We start from the raw sequence: 13903 nt of genomic DNA, 5'->3' as shown, positions 1-13903 counted from the left end.
ATCACAATTTAGCGGGACTTTCCGGCACAACGGGTTGGCATTGCAGGCAAAAAAACGAGTTGCGCTGACCAATTTTCAGCTCCGCGATCGGTTCACCGCATCGTGGACAAGGTTGGCCCTTTTTACCGTACACCTGCAACTCCTGAGCAAAATAGCCCGGTTTGCCATCCGCTTGGGCAAAATCTTTCAGCGTGGTGCCGCCTTGCGCAATAGCAGTCGTCAACACCGCTTTGATGTCCGCCACCAAAGACGTCCACTCAGCTTCGCTCAGCGAATGCGCAGGTCGCAAAGGGTGAATATGCGCACTGAACAGCGATTCATTGGCGTAGATGTTGCCCACACCGACAACGATTTTGTTGTCCATAATAAACGACTTCACCGCGACCCGTTTCTTGCGCGCTTTATGCAGCAGATACGCTGCATTAAATTCGTCGGTGAGCGGCTCGGGCCCCATATGACCTAGCACTTCGTGATGTTCACCAGCCGGACACCACAACCAAGCCCCGAAACGACGCGGGTCGTTATAACGCAGTACTTTGCCGTTGGTCAGCGTCAGATCCACGTGATCGTGTTTGGCGGGCGGGAAATCACCGTCGAGCACGCGCAGCGACCCCGACATGCCCAAGTGGACAATGGCGCTGCCCACCGACGTTTCAATCATTAGATATTTGGCGCGGCGAGAAATAGCAGTGATCACTTGCCCTTCCATCTGCTTCAGTTCAGCGGGAATATCCCACCGCAGTTTTGGCGTGCGGAACGTCAGGGAACGCACGGTTTCTCCCACCAGATGCGGTGAGATGCCCATACGACTGACTTCAACTTCCGGGAGTTCAGGCATGTTGTTTGTTCAACCTCTCTTGATCAGGCCGTCGCTAGGAGGACGGCAGCAGGTAAGCGTTGTCAACGGAAATAGCAATCCACTTCTCCTGCCAGTTCTTAAACAGCCAGAATTGCGGTGTGCGGTAATAGGTGATCCTTTGCGGCTCTTCTTGATCGCGATACCACACTTCGATCGTTTGTGGACTGCGCAAATTCGGTTGCAGCGATTGATAGGTCTCTTCATCCACTTCAGTGCCGACCAGCGCTTGCCAACGCTTCACCAGCTCTTCGGGGGCCACCGTAGTCGGCGGCGTGGCTCGCCAGCGGCCTTGATTGAGCTCAAGCGACACATGAGTAAAGTGCATTGCCTGCAATGACGCGTGTGGATTAAGTAAGGTGGGGTTCGCACTGACCTCCGGTTCCATCAAATACGATTTGATGAACGCAGGTAGATTCAGCACTCCGATGAACACGATCACCGCCAGAATCAGGATGTTATTCCATCGGCGGCGGCGATGAGGCGCGACACGCATAATCGCTATCCTTCATTGATTACGATACCGCTAGAGTAGCAGAGGACGACACGAGATCCTAGAAAACGGCTTGGCAGAACACCAGCAGCAGAAAAGAAAAAACCCAGCCAAAAGGCTGGGTTTTTATCATTCCAAAGACCGCAATCAATTACTTGATTTTTGCTTCTTTGTATACAACGTGCTGGCGTACAACTGGATCAAATTTCTTGATCTCAAATTTGCCTGGCATGTTGCGTTTGTTCTTGTCAGTTGTGTAGAAGTGACCAGTACCAGCAGAAGATACTAGACGGATTTTCTCACGAATGCCTTTAGCCATTGTTTAATTCCTCTTAAACGTTTTCGCCACGTGCACGGATATCAACAAGAACAGCATCGATGCCTTTCTTATCAATGATACGCATGCCTTTAGCAGTTAGACGTAGTTTAACAAAACGTTTTTCGCTCTCTACCCAGAAACGATGAGTTTGTAGGTTCGGCAGAAAACGACGCTTAGTAGCATTTCGTGCGTGTGAACGGTTGTTACCCGTTACTGGACGCTTACCAGTTACTTGGCATACTCGGGACATGAATGTCTTCTCCAAATCGTTTCAGCTCGATATCAACCTTGGTGGCCGAACCTCTCTCTTTCTACATAAGAAGTTGAGGTTAAAAACCGTTATGGAAAATCCATACAAGGCTATCAAAGGTCGCGCATTATACTAACTTGACACGCATTGCTCAAGACCCGAACAGATCCTTTTTACAGGATTACCTGATCTTTTTTTGTGTTGAGCTGAATTGGGGTTAAAAAATGTGTGCGAATCATACCAGAAAACCACAGAAAGCTAAGCATTTTTTGTGCATTCAGGTGAATTGCGGATAAGGCCTGTCGGAATTGTTCCACGAAAAAGTTAAGTTTTCTCCCTACACCCTTGTATTTGCTCAATAGTTTAAACTTTCGACAGCCAAAAAATATTTTTTGTCGCGCGTTAAATCCACCCGCGTTCAGCAAAAGAGACCACTTCGCCGTCCCCCACCACGAAGTGATCCAACACGCGAATGTCCACCAACGCCAAAGCATCGGTGAGCCGGCGCGTGATCCTGCGATCAGACGTGCTGGGCTCGGCGACTCCCGAAGGATGGTTGTGCGCCAGTATCAGCGCCGCAGCGTTATGGTGCAGCGCACGTTTGACCACTTCACGTGGATACACACTCGCCGCATCAATCGTGCCTTCAAACAACACTTCATCGCGAATCACGCGATGCTGGTTATCAAGAAACAGAATGTAAAACGCTTCACGCTGGCGATCGCGCAGCACGCTCGACAAATACAACTTGGTTTGCTGCGGGCTGGTGAGTGCCTCGCCACGCTTGAGTGTTTCTGCCAGATAACGCTGAGTCATCTCCAGCACCGCCTGCAACTGCACAAATTTGGCTTCGCCGAGCCCTTTGTGAGCACAAAACTGATCCTTGGGGGCAGAAAACAGCGCGCGCAGCGATCCAAACTCACGCAATAAAAAATCCGAGAGCGCGAGCACGTTCATGCCCGGCGTGCCCGTGCGCAGAAAAATCGCGAGTAATTCGGCGTCGGATAACGCCTGTGGGCCACGCGACAACAGCTTTTCACGCGGCATGGATTCGTTGGGAAAGGATTTGAGGCTCATGCATGGCTCCTGTGATTTGCCATACTCAAGCCGATTTATCCCTCAGGCTGCAAGCGGCCTGAGGGATCTTGAGAGCGGCGTCATGGGCAGGTGCAACGCCGCTGTGTGTTAAAGCTTAAAGTGACCGACCAAGTTCCCCATTTGCTGGCCCGATTGCGCCAAACGGGTGCTGATCGATTCGGAGCGCTGCAGATTATCGCTGAGCTCATTCACAATCTGCTGAATCGCGACCAGATTTTGGTTGATGTCTTCCGACACCGCGCTTTGCTGCTCGGCAGCCGATGCGGTCTGAATCCCCATGTCATGAATCACGCTCACCGCTTCAGAAATACCAGACAAACGCTCTTTGATCTGCACCGATTCCAGCGCCGTTTTCTCGCCGCGATCCTGACTCAGCGCCATGCGGCTGACCGCTTTACTCACCCCTTGATGCAGCGACTGCAACATCTCGCCAATTTCCTGTGTGCTGTTTTGCGTGCGGCTGGCCAGCGAGCGCACTTCATCAGCTACCACAGCAAACCCGCGTCCTTGTTCACCCGCACGCGCCGCTTCAATCGCCGCGTTGAGCGCCAAAAGGTTGGTTTGCTCGGCAATATCTCCAATCACATTGAGCACTTTGGTGATCTGTTCCGTTTTTTGGCTCAGCTCCTGAATCGCATCCGAGGTCAGGTTCACTTCATTCACCAGATCGCCAATGCCTTCAATCGCCAAGTTCACTTCTTTTTGCGCATCCAAGATTTGATGGTTGGCCGAATCAATCGCTTGTGCAGTGGCATTGGTGTTGTTGGCCACTTCACGAGCTGTAGCGCTCATTTCAGTCACCGCAGCCACCACTTTATCAGTTTCCATGCAGTGGCTGTTCATCTGCTGGCTCGATTGCGTGGTTTGGCCATCGAGATCCGCCGCCGCCAATTGCACGTCCTGCGCTGACGCTCGCAGATCCACAATCAGCGGATGCAGTTTGTCCATAAAGGCATTAAACGCCTGCGCCACTTCGCCCACTTCATCGCGGCTCTCCACTTTTAAACGCGCTGTGAGATCGCCGCCACCGGCCGCGACCGCTTTGAGTGAGTCCACCACGTGGTGCAATGGCGCCACACCGCGCGACACCAGCACACTCACCACGATGATCGTCAGCACCAAGCCCACGACGGAAAGACCAACCGCCGACAGGGTTTGCTCATACAGCTGCGCTTCGCGCTGCGCTTTGAACTGTGCCACTTGCGTGTCGATGTCATCAATGTAAATGCCGGTGCCCAGCACCCAATCCCACTTAGCGAGATACTCGGCATAACCTAGTTTTGGCGCTTGCGCATTGATCGTCGGTTTGTGCCACGAGAAATAAAGGAAGCCGTCACCTGATTTGGACGCCTGAATCAATCCAGCAATGACCGGCACACCATTTTCATCTTTCATGCCGTAGAGGTTTTTGCCTTCCAGCGACGGGTTGATAGCATGCAGTGTGTTGATGCCTTGAGAGTCATAAGCAAAGAAGTAGCCATCGCTGTCAAAGCGCATGGCTTTCAGAATGTCTTTCGCTTGCGCTTTGTTGTTACCGCCCTGATCCGTCTCGTATAACGACTTCACTGCGGTAACGCCCATCATCAGATAAGCTTTGAGTTCCGCTTTGCGGCTATCGACCAGCTGCGCGCGGTATTGAGTCAGTTCTTGATCGAGGGATTTCATCCCATTCCAGTAATACACCGCCGTCACCATGGCAGTAATAATCACCAGCGGAATGACCGTCAGCAGTAAAAGTTTCGTTCGGCTTCTCAGGGAGGTAATCATAAAGGTCCTTGTGCTCTATTATTGGTTTTTATCACACAGTATGTTGCATAATCCGGAAATAATATCTGTGAGAAGCGCTGAAATTTGCTGAGCTCACCGGACGATTTATCCCCGTTGCGCCGTGAGATTTGACACAGCTCCAACATCTCTCTGGAGTTGTGCTAACATAGCGCGCAGAATTTTTGAGGAATCCAGCATGCAAACATTGGCAGGAAAAAAGATTCTGCTTGGTATCAGCGGCGGTATCGCTGCGTACAAATGTGCAGAATTAACCCGTCGCCTGATTGAGCGCGGCGCCACCGTTCAGGTCGTGATGACCAAAGCGGCCAAAGAATTTATCACGCCGTTGACGATGCAAGCCGTCTCCGGTCGCCCAGTCTCTGATAGCCTGCTCGACCCAGCCGCGGAAGCGTCGATGGGTCATATCGAACTCGCGAAATGGGCCGACTTGGTTCTACTGGCACCCGCCACCGCCGATCTCATTGCGCGTATGGCTGCTGGCATGGGCAATGATTTGCTCACCACACTCGTGCTGGCCACCGACTCGCCCGTGGTCGTCTCTCCGGCGATGAATCAACAGATGTACCGCAATCTCGCCACGCAAGAAAACATTGCCACGCTGGCGCGTCGCGGCATGCACATTTGGGGACCGGCCGCCGGTGAACAAGCGTGTGGCGATATCGGCCCGGGGCGCATGCTCGAGCCGATGGATCTGGTGCATCGCTGTGAGGAATTTTTCGGCCCAAAGCCGCTGGCGGGTAAACGCCTTCTACTAACAGCGGGCCCGACCCGTGAAGCGCTCGATCCGGTGCGTTACATCACCAATCACAGTTCCGGAAAAATGGGCTTTGCGATTGCCGATGCGGCGGCGAAACTGGGAGCACACGTGACGCTGGTCAGTGGCCCAGTGAATTTAACAACGCCAGCCAACGTGTCGCGTATCAATGTCGACAGCGCCCTTGAGATGCACCAAGCGGTGATGGCGCACGCAGGCGAACATGACGTATTTATTGGCTGCGCGGCGGTGGCAGATTACCGCCCACAAAGCATGGCACAGCAAAAAATCAAAAAAACCGACGACAGTGACACGCTCTGCGTCACCATGGTCAAAAACCCGGACATCGTCGCCTCGGTCGCCGCGATGACCGACAACCGACCCTTTACCGTCGGTTTTGCCGCCGAAACACAGGATGTGGAAAAATACGCACGCGGCAAATTGGAGAAGAAAAACCTCGATATGATCTGTGCCAACGACGTCTCCGTCGCCGGCCAGGGTTTCAACAGCAACGACAACGCGCTGACCGTGTATTGGCGTCCAAGTGCGCCAGATGCGCCCAGCGAGCAATCCCTGCCATTGGCCTCCAAAGCCGAATTGGCACATGCGCTGATGCTGTTGATCAATGACAAACTGTAGGCGACAACGCCTACTTACATCCCGTTATCGAAACGCTCTGAAATGAGGTTGGGGCGCGAAACAGTGACCGTTTCGCCCACTCATTTCTAACCAAGCAGTGGTATAAAAAGGAAACACGGTTATGGCCGTCAGTAAGAAAAGCAATCGACGTGAAGAAATTCTTCAAGCCTTAGCACAAATGCTGGAATCGCATGAAGGTGCTTCGCGCATCACCACCGCCAAATTGGCGAAGCAGGTTGGCGTCTCAGAAGCCGCGTTGTATCGCCATTTTCCAAGCAAAGCACGCATGTTCGAAGGGCTGATCGAGTTCATCGAAGAGTCGTTGATGTCGCGCATCAACCGTATTCTGGATGATGAAAAAGACACGTTGAACCGCATTCGCTTGGTGATGCAATTACTGTTAGCGTTTTCAGAACGTAACCCCGGTCTGACAAGAATTTTGTCCGGCCATGCTCTGATGTTTGAAAATGAACGTCTGCGTGAGCGCATCAATCAACTGTTTGAACGCATCGAGACGTCATTGCGTCAGATTCTGCGTGAACGTAAAATTCGTGAAGGCAAATCATTCCCTGTTGACGAAAACATTCTGGCCGCCCAGTTACTCGGTCAGGTCGAAGGCAGTCTGAACCGCTTCGTGCGTTCTGATTTCAAATACCTGCCCACGGCCAACTTCGACGAATACTGGTCGCTGCTGAGTGCTCAGATTAAGTGAACCCCATGAGTCAAGACAAATACGGCAAACCTCAATTCACCCTGTCCTTGCTGCACCCTAAAAACTGGGGCGTGTGGCTGGGGTTCGGCACCCTCGCGCTGATCGTAAACCTACTGCCTTATGCCGTGCTGCTGAAGCTCGGCCAAAGCTTGGGCTTGCTGGGCATGCGTTTGGGTAAAAAACGCGTGCACGTGGCCAAGCGTAACTTTGAACTGGCATTTCCTGACAAAGACAGCGATGAAGTCGAGCAGATGGTGGTCGAGAACTTCAAAAACACCGGTCTGGCGCTGATTGAAACCGGCATCACCTGGTTCTGGCCCACTTGGCGGTTCAAGCGTCGTATTGTTGAGAAAGACTTGGCGGTGTTGCGCGAATACAAAGCCAACGGCCAAGGCGTGCTGCTGTGCTGCGTGCATGCCCTCAACCTGGAAATTACCGCACGTGCGTTTGCCGTGCTGGGTCTGCCGGGTTATGGCGCGTTTCGCCCACACAACAACCCCGCCTACAACTTCATCCAATATTGGGGCCGCACGCATAACGGCAACGTGCTGATTGACCGCAAAGACGTGAAGAAAATGATTCGCGTCATGCGCCAGGGCGAGCTGCTGTTCTATTTGCCAGACCACGATTACGGGCGTAACAAATCGGTATTCGTACCGTTTTTTGCAGTGCAAGATGCGTGTACCACCACCGGCACCAGCATTCTGGCGTACACCAGCCACTGCGCCATCGTGATGGGGTCCGGCTTTCGTAACGACGAAGGCAAGTATGAACTACTGGCCGACATCGCCGTGGGAGACAACTACCCACAAAAAGATGAAGTTGCCGCCGCAGCCTACATGAACAAGTATGTAGAAATGGTCATCATGCGCGCGCCAACCCAGTGGATGTGGCTGCACAAACGTTTTAAAACCATGCAGGATCCGAACGTGCCGAAAGGCATTCGTTACCAATAATGTCGGCAACGCCAGCTTGAACTAGAAAGCCCACCCATCGGTGGGCTTTTTGTTGTCCGTCCATTTCCCCTGTAAGGAGAACGGCATTAGATACCGTATTGCGCGCGGTACGCTTTCACCGCATCGAGGTGTTCGCGGTTACCACCTTGCTCTTCCAGATAGGTGATAAGGTCGGTCAGGCTGACAATCGAAATCACCGCGCAACCAAAGTCACGCTCAACTTCCTGAATCGCCGATAATTCGCCTTTGCCTTTTTCCTGACGGTCAATCGCCACCAGTACACCGGCCAAATCCGCGCCGTTGTTCTGAATGATTTCCATCGACTCACGAATCGCCGTGCCCGCAGTGATCACATCGTCCACCAGCATGATGCGGCCTTCCAGCGCACTGCCCACCAAATTGCCACCTTCGCCGTGATCTTTGGCTTCTTTGCGGTTAAAACAGTAGGGCGTATCCACATCGTGGTGATCAGCCAGTGCGACCGCGGTGGTGGTCGCAATCGGGATCCCTTTGTAGGCCGGGCCAAACAGCACATCAAACTCAATCGCTGAATCCACCAGCGCCGCTGCGTAAAAACGGCCGAGGCGCGCTAAATCGCGACCAGTGTTGAATAGACCAGCGTTAAAGAAATATGGGCTTTTACGGCCTGACTTCAAAGTAAACTCACCAAATTTCAGTACTTCCTTTTCTAGGGCAAACTCAATAAATTCACGCTGGTATGCTTTCATCACTTTCTCTCTATATATCCAAGGTTCAGGGTAAACAGGGTTCGGGTTTGCACCTCGTCAAACACCGCAGTGGGCACTTTACTCCGTAAGTCACTCCGTAAGCGCCCAAAGTTTCTTACTGCCGCCTGCGCGGCAAAAAATTTAGACAAAAAAATAGCCCCCTTTCGGGAGCTAATCATCAATTCTCTAACGACGCCTTCTGCGCCGAGACGATGTCTGCAATGCCTTTCTTGGCCACCGCCAACAAATCAAGCAACTGTTCATGACTGAACGGTTCGCCTTCGGCCGTGCCCTGAATTTCGATCATCTTGCCTTCTTCGGTCATCACCACGTTCATGTCGGTGTCTGCCGCAGAATCTTCCACATATTCCAAATCACACAACACGTCTTGGCCCAGAATGCCCACGGAAACCGCAGCCACATGGCCTTTCATCGGGTTCTTCTTCAGTTTGCCGTCGGCAACCAGTTTGTCGAACGCATCGGCCATCGCCACACTAGCGCCAGAAATCGATGCGGTGCGTGTGCCGCCGTCAGCTTGAATCACGTCACAATCCACGGTGATCATCAGCTCACCCATCGCTTCTAAGTCGACCACGGCACGCAGGCTGCGCGCGATCAGACGTTGAATTTCCATGGTACGACCGCCTTGTTTGCCGTTCGCCGCTTCACGACGTGTGCGCGAATGGGTGGCGCGTGGCAGCATGCCGTATTCTGCAGTCACCCAGCCTTTGCCCTGACCTTTCAGCCAGCGTGGCACGCCTTCTTCTACCGTTGCGTTACACAGCACTTTGGTATTGCCGAATTCCACCAGCACAGAACCTTCTGCGTAAGCCGTGTAATGACGAGTAATTTGAATCGGACGAACCTGATCCGCAGCGCGGTTATTTGGACGCATAAGGGCTTTACCTATGTTGGGTGAACCGTTGGATGAACCGCCATCGCAAGGGCGGATTTGATTGGGGCAGAATTATAGCGGAATTCAAACCTCAATCCTAGGTTTGCATCGGTTGGATCAGCGAAGTTGGCGACGCGTCTCTCGCCACCGTGGGGGTTTTCTATGCTAGTATTAGCGCCAGTTCATTTAAAAAATTCAAAACCAAGGACACATCGATGATCTACAGCATGACGGCGTATGCACGCAAAGAAGTCAAAGGCGATTGGGGCAGTGCCGTGTGGGAAATTCGCTCGGTTAACCAACGCTACCTGGAAACCTATTTCCGCCTGCCGGAGCAGTTCCGTGGCCTGGAGCCCGTATTGCGCGAACGTTTCCGCCAGCGTCTGGCGCGCGGTAAAGTCGAATGTCACCTGCGTTTTGATGCCAACCCTGCAGCGCAAAGCAAGTTGAACATCAACGAGGCGCTGGCTGAACAAGTGATTAAAGCCGCCAGCCAAGTCATGCACATGACCGGTGAACTGAGCCGCATCAACCCATTCCAAGTGATGCAGTGGCCGGGCGTGATGGAAACCCCAGAACAAGATATGGACGCAATCAACAAATCGCTGCTGGAAGGATTTGATGAAGCGGTGAGCGAGTTCATCGAAGCGCGTGGCCGCGAAGGTGAAAACATGAAAGCGCTGATCGAACAGCGTCTGGATGGCATCAGCGCCGAAGTCGTCAAAGTGCGCGCGCGCATGCCGGAAATCATCGACTGGCAACGTGAGCGTCTGGTCGGCAAATTTGAAGAAGCGAAAGTCGAGCTCGACCCAAGCCGCATCGAACAAGAGCTGATTCTGCTAGCGCAGAAATCAGATGTGGCGGAAGAGCTGGATCGCCTCGATTCGCACGTCAAAGAAACGCGCAACATTCTGAAAAAAGGCGGCTCAGTCGGTCGCCGTCTCGATTTCATGATGCAAGAGTTCAACCGCGAGTCCAACACACTGGCCTCCAAATCAATCAGCACCGACATCACCGCCTCTGGCGTGGAACTCAAAGTGCTGATCGAGCAAATGCGCGAACAGATCCAGAATATCGAGTGATCGTACTGTCACATTTGCACAAAAAAGCCCTTATTGATTAAGGGCTTTTTTAATTCTATCGATCATGTCGGCAATTCAATACCAACCCTCATCTTTCATCATCACACAAAAAGAGCAATGGCTTATTTGGCATGAACCAAGTTGCGCTGACTCTCATTGCTTTGAGACCAAAAGTTGATATTAAACTGCGCGTCATCGCTCATTTCAATACGGTGCCAGTACTGAGGTGGGCTGGTCGCAAATTGGCCTGCAGCAATGACCACAACCTTCTCTGGCTCAGTGGCATTTTCATCTGCAAATCCATAATAGGTTACCTGACCTTCCATCACACATAACTGGCCAAACACACCCTCAGCCGTATTGTGATGGCTGAGCAGAGCTTTAGGCACATTATTTTTAGTAAAAAATGGCGTTGAACGCTGAATGGTCCAATCTTTGTTAATACGTAGATGTGACATAAGAAACTCCTCGCTCATGATGAATGGAATTGGGTGACGATTGAATCACGACTTGGGATAACTCGCGCAACAGCGGAAATGCCTGAGCCACATATTCACCCGTGACGACAAACCCCATGAATTGCTCATTTTCATTTTCAGCTTGAGCCACGATGCCAGATTGAGACATCTGCACACGCCAAGCCGCAATATTGTCAAAACGCCCTGCGAGTTGAATGGGGTAACTGGGCGTTTTCACTTTGATCATCATCGGAGGCAGAACCAATTCTGCTGACTGCCCCAATAATTGCTTACCCAACACATTGGCACTTAATACAATCGGTTGTAGATAAGGCATCAGTCGTCCTTGAATCTCTGCGCAATCGCCCAATGCAAAAACATGGGGCGCCGACGTCTGCAAACAGGCATCGACAACAATACCTTTACGCACTTGAATGCCCGACGCTTTGGCGAGTTGCGTGTTGGCGCGCAAGCCTGCGGCAACAATCACCACATCGGTTTCAACCATTTGACCACCGCTCAGTCGCACCGCAAGTGTCGTACCAGAGCGATTCATTTCGACAACGCTGCGCTCTAGATTCAACTGAATGCCTTGTTGCTTCAGCTGTTTTTCTAAGGGGAAGGCGACAAACTCTGGAATCAGATTGGCGAGCAAACGCGGGTTAGGCTCGACGATCGTCACCGCTTTACCACTGCTCGCCAAATCCATCGCTATCTCGACGCCAATCAGGCCTCCGCCCATCACCAGTGCTCGCGTCGCTGTACTGATTCTTACCTCTGCAGCTTGGTACTCTTGCAGTGAATTGAGTGTCACCACTTCTTCTACCGCATTCCCCTGCATAGGTGGCACAAAGGGGGTTGCTCCCATCGCCAAAACCAATTTCGAATAGGGGTATGTGCATCCTTCTGCCAAAATGTGTTGCGCGTGAGTATCAATACTCTCAACCCAAGCATTGGCATGCAGATCGACGTTATATTCCTGCGCGAACACGTGGCCAGTTTTCACCACTAAGTCATGAGCGGTTTGTTGCTTGGTAAAGACATGGCTCAAATCCGGTTTGTTGTACTCTGCGCCATCGTCAGCGGTAAACAGTTGAATCGGAATCTGCGCGTCGATTCGACGTATCGTTTTCACGAGCTGATAAGCAGCAAAACCACTGCCAATAATCACAATCGGTGCTTGCATTCACTATCTCCTTAGCCTTTGAACTCAACAAATACGTCTTTGCCCAAGTGACATTCAGGACAGAGGAAATAATCCGGCACATCAGACCAAACCGTGCCCGGTTCAATTCCTTGATTCGGTTCACCTTGTGCGGGGTCATACACCCAATTACACACGGAGCAGATCATGCATTGGCAGTCTGGGGCGTGGGTTTCTTTATTGGTATTGTTGGTCTCTATGTCTCGAGCGACCTGTGCTGCACTGTGCTCAATCACCGCTGGAGTTTGAGGTGTTTTTGTCAATCGTGCCGGCGCCGCGCTGCTGTTTGACAGCGCCCCCTTCGACCACAGCTTGGCAATCATCTGACCATGCTCACGGCATTCACGCATCGCTTTGCCATCTGGTCGCCATTTGGTTTTCAGACCCAACGCAGTTTCAAACCCGGCATCGGTGAGACGTGCATGAATACGATCCACCGCTCCACCATTCCAACCATAACTACCAAAGGCAGCAGCCTTTTTATCTTTGAAACGCAGGCCGGTGATTTCCTCTAACATGCCAGCGACTTTCGGCATCATCACGTTGTTCATCGTAGATGAGCCCACCAAGATGCCTTTGGAGCGGAACACGTTCGCGAGGATGTCATTTTTATCGTGCTTGGACACGTTAAACACTTTCACCGCCACACTCGGATCAACATCATGAATCCCTTGTGCAATCGCATCGGCCATCATACGCGTGTTATTTGACATGGAATCGTAGAAGAGAGTAATGCGATTTTCTTGATAGTTATCGGCCCACGCTAAGTATTGTTCAATGATTTGGATCGGATTGTGACGCCAAACGATGCCATGTGACGTCGCAATCATGTCGACAGGCAAGTTGAAGCTCAGCACCTCTTTGATTTTTGCTGTAACTAACGCACTAAATGGCGTAAGAATGTTGGAGTAGTAACGCAAGCACTGCTCCATCAATTCATTCTGATCCACTTCGTCATTAAACAGATGCTCATCGCAGTAGTGCTGACCAAAGGCATCATTGCTGAATAGCACGGCATCGCCCGTCAGGTAAGTCATCATGCTGTCTGGCCAATGCAGCATAGGGGCTTCAACAAAGACCAGTTGCTTGCCGTTACCGATATCAATACTGTCTCCGGTTTTTACCGTGTGGAAGTTCCATTCCGGATGGTGGTGATGACCAACAATCGAATCTATCGCAGCTTCCGTGCAATAAATGGGGGTGTTGGGAATCTTCTCCATTAACGCAGACAGCGCACCGGAGTGATCCTCTTCGGCATGGTTGATGACAATGAAATCGATCGACGTCAATTCGATTTCCATTTCTAGCTGTTGAATGAATTGTTGGCTGAAGTGATGATCCACCGTATCAATCAACACGGTTTTTCCTTCACGAATGAGATAACTGTTGTAACTGGTGCCTTTCGTCATTTTGAATTCAGTACCGTGGAAGTCCTGTACCTCCCAATCGCGTTGGCCCACCCAGTGAATATTGTTTTTTACGTGAATTGTCATGACTAACACCTTCAATAACGAGATAAATAAATAGTTTCTTCACTTATTGCATCAGGCATGCCAATTTTATTAATCTTTAAATATCATAAAGTTAAAACAAAACACCTTCAAAAATAGTCGATTTGACAATTGTTTTAATGACAATACAATTGTTAAATTGACACAACCGGTAATGGTT

The 13903-nt window shown here is 51.4% G+C and carries 15 protein-coding genes; 4 read left to right on the top strand and 11 right to left on the bottom strand.

The window, feature by feature from the left end:
* Position 1 precedes the first annotated feature (1 nt).
* The 6 genes from mutM to VFA_RS18655 all read right to left on the bottom strand — a co-directional run bounded on the left by mutM (position 2) and on the right by VFA_RS18655 (position 4783).
* Positions 2–838: a bifunctional DNA-formamidopyrimidine glycosylase/DNA-(apurinic or apyrimidinic site) lyase gene (gene mutM, locus VFA_RS18675; RefSeq protein WP_004728410.1), complete on the bottom strand. Its 837-nt coding sequence runs from the start codon at positions 836–838 to the stop codon at positions 2–4.
* Between the two features lie 34 nt (positions 839–872).
* Positions 873–1352: a hypothetical protein gene (locus tag VFA_RS18670; RefSeq protein ID WP_004728409.1), complete on the bottom strand. Its 480-nt coding sequence runs from the start codon at positions 1350–1352 to the stop codon at positions 873–875.
* A 148-nt stretch (positions 1353–1500) separates the two neighbouring features.
* Positions 1501–1668, bottom strand: a complete 168-nt coding sequence (gene rpmG / locus VFA_RS18665; RefSeq protein WP_004728408.1) for a 50S ribosomal protein L33 — start codon at positions 1666–1668, stop codon at positions 1501–1503.
* A gap of 13 nt (positions 1669–1681) precedes the next feature.
* Positions 1682–1918: a 50S ribosomal protein L28 gene (gene rpmB / locus VFA_RS23525; RefSeq protein WP_004728407.1), complete on the bottom strand. Its 237-nt coding sequence runs from the start codon at positions 1916–1918 to the stop codon at positions 1682–1684.
* 402 nt (positions 1919–2320) lie between these two features.
* Complete coding sequence (gene radC / locus VFA_RS18660; protein WP_004728406.1) at positions 2321–2995, bottom strand: RadC family protein; 675 nt, start codon at positions 2993–2995, stop codon at positions 2321–2323.
* Positions 2996–3103: 108 nt separating this feature from the next.
* Positions 3104–4783 (bottom strand): methyl-accepting chemotaxis protein, encoded by a 1680-nt coding sequence (locus VFA_RS18655; protein ID WP_004728405.1) that lies wholly within the window; start codon positions 4781–4783, stop codon positions 3104–3106.
* 196 nt (positions 4784–4979) lie between these two features.
* Between VFA_RS18655 and coaBC the strand changes: the two genes are divergently transcribed.
* The 3 genes from coaBC to VFA_RS18640 all read left to right on the top strand — a co-directional run bounded on the left by coaBC (position 4980) and on the right by VFA_RS18640 (position 7865).
* Positions 4980–6197 carry a bifunctional phosphopantothenoylcysteine decarboxylase/phosphopantothenate--cysteine ligase CoaBC gene (gene coaBC / locus VFA_RS18650; protein ID WP_004728404.1) on the top strand — a complete coding sequence of 406 codons (1218 nt, stop codon included), beginning with the start codon at positions 4980–4982 and terminating at the stop codon, positions 6195–6197.
* Between the two features lie 121 nt (positions 6198–6318).
* Positions 6319–6909, top strand: a complete 591-nt coding sequence (gene slmA / locus VFA_RS18645) for a nucleoid occlusion factor SlmA (protein ID WP_004728403.1) — start codon at positions 6319–6321, stop codon at positions 6907–6909.
* Positions 6910–6914: 5 nt separating this feature from the next.
* Positions 6915–7865: a Kdo(2)-lipid IV(A) acyltransferase gene (locus tag VFA_RS18640; RefSeq protein WP_004728402.1), complete on the top strand. Its 951-nt coding sequence runs from the start codon at positions 6915–6917 to the stop codon at positions 7863–7865.
* 86 nt (positions 7866–7951) lie between these two features.
* Here the strand turns inward: VFA_RS18640 and pyrE are convergent, their stop codons facing one another.
* Positions 7952–8593, bottom strand: coding sequence for an orotate phosphoribosyltransferase (pyrE, locus tag VFA_RS18635; RefSeq protein WP_004728401.1), 642 nt, complete (start codon positions 8591–8593; stop codon positions 7952–7954).
* Positions 8594–8771: 178 nt separating this feature from the next.
* Entirely contained in the window at positions 8772–9488 is a 717-nt protein-coding gene (gene rph, locus VFA_RS18625) for a ribonuclease PH (protein ID WP_004728400.1), read from the bottom strand.
* Positions 9489–9703: 215 nt separating this feature from the next.
* Here rph and VFA_RS18620 point away from each other — a divergent pair, with 215 nt between their 5' ends.
* A complete protein-coding gene (locus tag VFA_RS18620; RefSeq protein WP_004728399.1) occupies positions 9704–10570 on the top strand; it encodes a YicC/YloC family endoribonuclease in 867 nt (288 codons plus the stop codon).
* Between the two features lie 122 nt (positions 10571–10692).
* Here the strand turns inward: VFA_RS18620 and VFA_RS18615 are convergent, their stop codons facing one another.
* Genes VFA_RS18615 through norV form a run of 3 tightly spaced genes read right to left on the bottom strand, consistent with a single transcriptional unit; the run spans position 10693 to position 13725 of the window.
* Complete coding sequence (locus VFA_RS18615; RefSeq protein WP_004728398.1) at positions 10693–11028, bottom strand: TehB-like domain-containing protein; 336 nt, start codon at positions 11026–11028, stop codon at positions 10693–10695.
* Positions 11009–12214, bottom strand: coding sequence for an NADH:flavorubredoxin reductase NorW (norW, locus tag VFA_RS18610; protein ID WP_004728397.1), 1206 nt, complete (start codon positions 12212–12214; stop codon positions 11009–11011). The genes VFA_RS18615 and norW overlap by 20 nt, the downstream gene beginning before the upstream one ends.
* A gap of 11 nt (positions 12215–12225) precedes the next feature.
* Positions 12226–13725, bottom strand: coding sequence for an anaerobic nitric oxide reductase flavorubredoxin (gene norV / locus VFA_RS18605; protein WP_004728396.1), 1500 nt, complete (start codon positions 13723–13725; stop codon positions 12226–12228).
* Positions 13726–13903 lie beyond the last annotated feature (178 nt).

This window comes from Vibrio furnissii CIP 102972 (genome assembly GCF_000176175.1).
GTDB lineage: Bacteria > Pseudomonadota > Gammaproteobacteria > Enterobacterales > Vibrionaceae > Vibrio > Vibrio furnissii.
Note: the sequence above shows the minus strand (reverse complement) of the source record. Positions and strands in the feature narration are given on the sequence as shown.

What these genes read in the sequence shown, in the direction of transcription:
- radC (WP_004728406.1), bottom strand. Translation starts at nt 2,995, where the DNA reads ATGAGCCTCAAATCCTTTCCCAACGAATCCATGCCGCGTGAAAAGCTG.
- mutM (WP_004728410.1), bottom strand. Translation starts at nt 838, where the DNA reads ATGCCTGAACTCCCGGAAGTTGAAGTCAGTCGTATGGGCATCTCACCG.
- VFA_RS18670 (WP_004728409.1), bottom strand. Translation starts at nt 1,352, where the DNA reads ATGCGTGTCGCGCCTCATCGCCGCCGCCGATGGAATAACATCCTGATT.
- VFA_RS18640 (WP_004728402.1), top strand. Translation starts at nt 6,915, where the DNA reads ATGAGTCAAGACAAATACGGCAAACCTCAATTCACCCTGTCCTTGCTG.
- norV (WP_004728396.1), bottom strand. Translation starts at nt 13,725, where the DNA reads ATGACAATTCACGTAAAAAACAATATTCACTGGGTGGGCCAACGCGAT.
- rph (WP_004728400.1), bottom strand. Translation starts at nt 9,488, where the DNA reads ATGCGTCCAAATAACCGCGCTGCGGATCAGGTTCGTCCGATTCAAATT.
- slmA (WP_004728403.1), top strand. Translation starts at nt 6,319, where the DNA reads ATGGCCGTCAGTAAGAAAAGCAATCGACGTGAAGAAATTCTTCAAGCC.
- VFA_RS18615 (WP_004728398.1), bottom strand. Translation starts at nt 11,028, where the DNA reads ATGTCACATCTACGTATTAACAAAGATTGGACCATTCAGCGTTCAACG.
- rpmG (WP_004728408.1), bottom strand. Translation starts at nt 1,668, where the DNA reads ATGGCTAAAGGCATTCGTGAGAAAATCCGTCTAGTATCTTCTGCTGGT.
- VFA_RS18655 (WP_004728405.1), bottom strand. Translation starts at nt 4,783, where the DNA reads ATGATTACCTCCCTGAGAAGCCGAACGAAACTTTTACTGCTGACGGTC.
- pyrE (WP_004728401.1), bottom strand. Translation starts at nt 8,593, where the DNA reads ATGAAAGCATACCAGCGTGAATTTATTGAGTTTGCCCTAGAAAAGGAA.
- norW (WP_004728397.1), bottom strand. Translation starts at nt 12,214, where the DNA reads ATGCAAGCACCGATTGTGATTATTGGCAGTGGTTTTGCTGCTTATCAG.
- rpmB (WP_004728407.1), bottom strand. Translation starts at nt 1,918, where the DNA reads ATGTCCCGAGTATGCCAAGTAACTGGTAAGCGTCCAGTAACGGGTAAC.
- coaBC (WP_004728404.1), top strand. Translation starts at nt 4,980, where the DNA reads ATGCAAACATTGGCAGGAAAAAAGATTCTGCTTGGTATCAGCGGCGGT.
- VFA_RS18620 (WP_004728399.1), top strand. Translation starts at nt 9,704, where the DNA reads ATGATCTACAGCATGACGGCGTATGCACGCAAAGAAGTCAAAGGCGAT.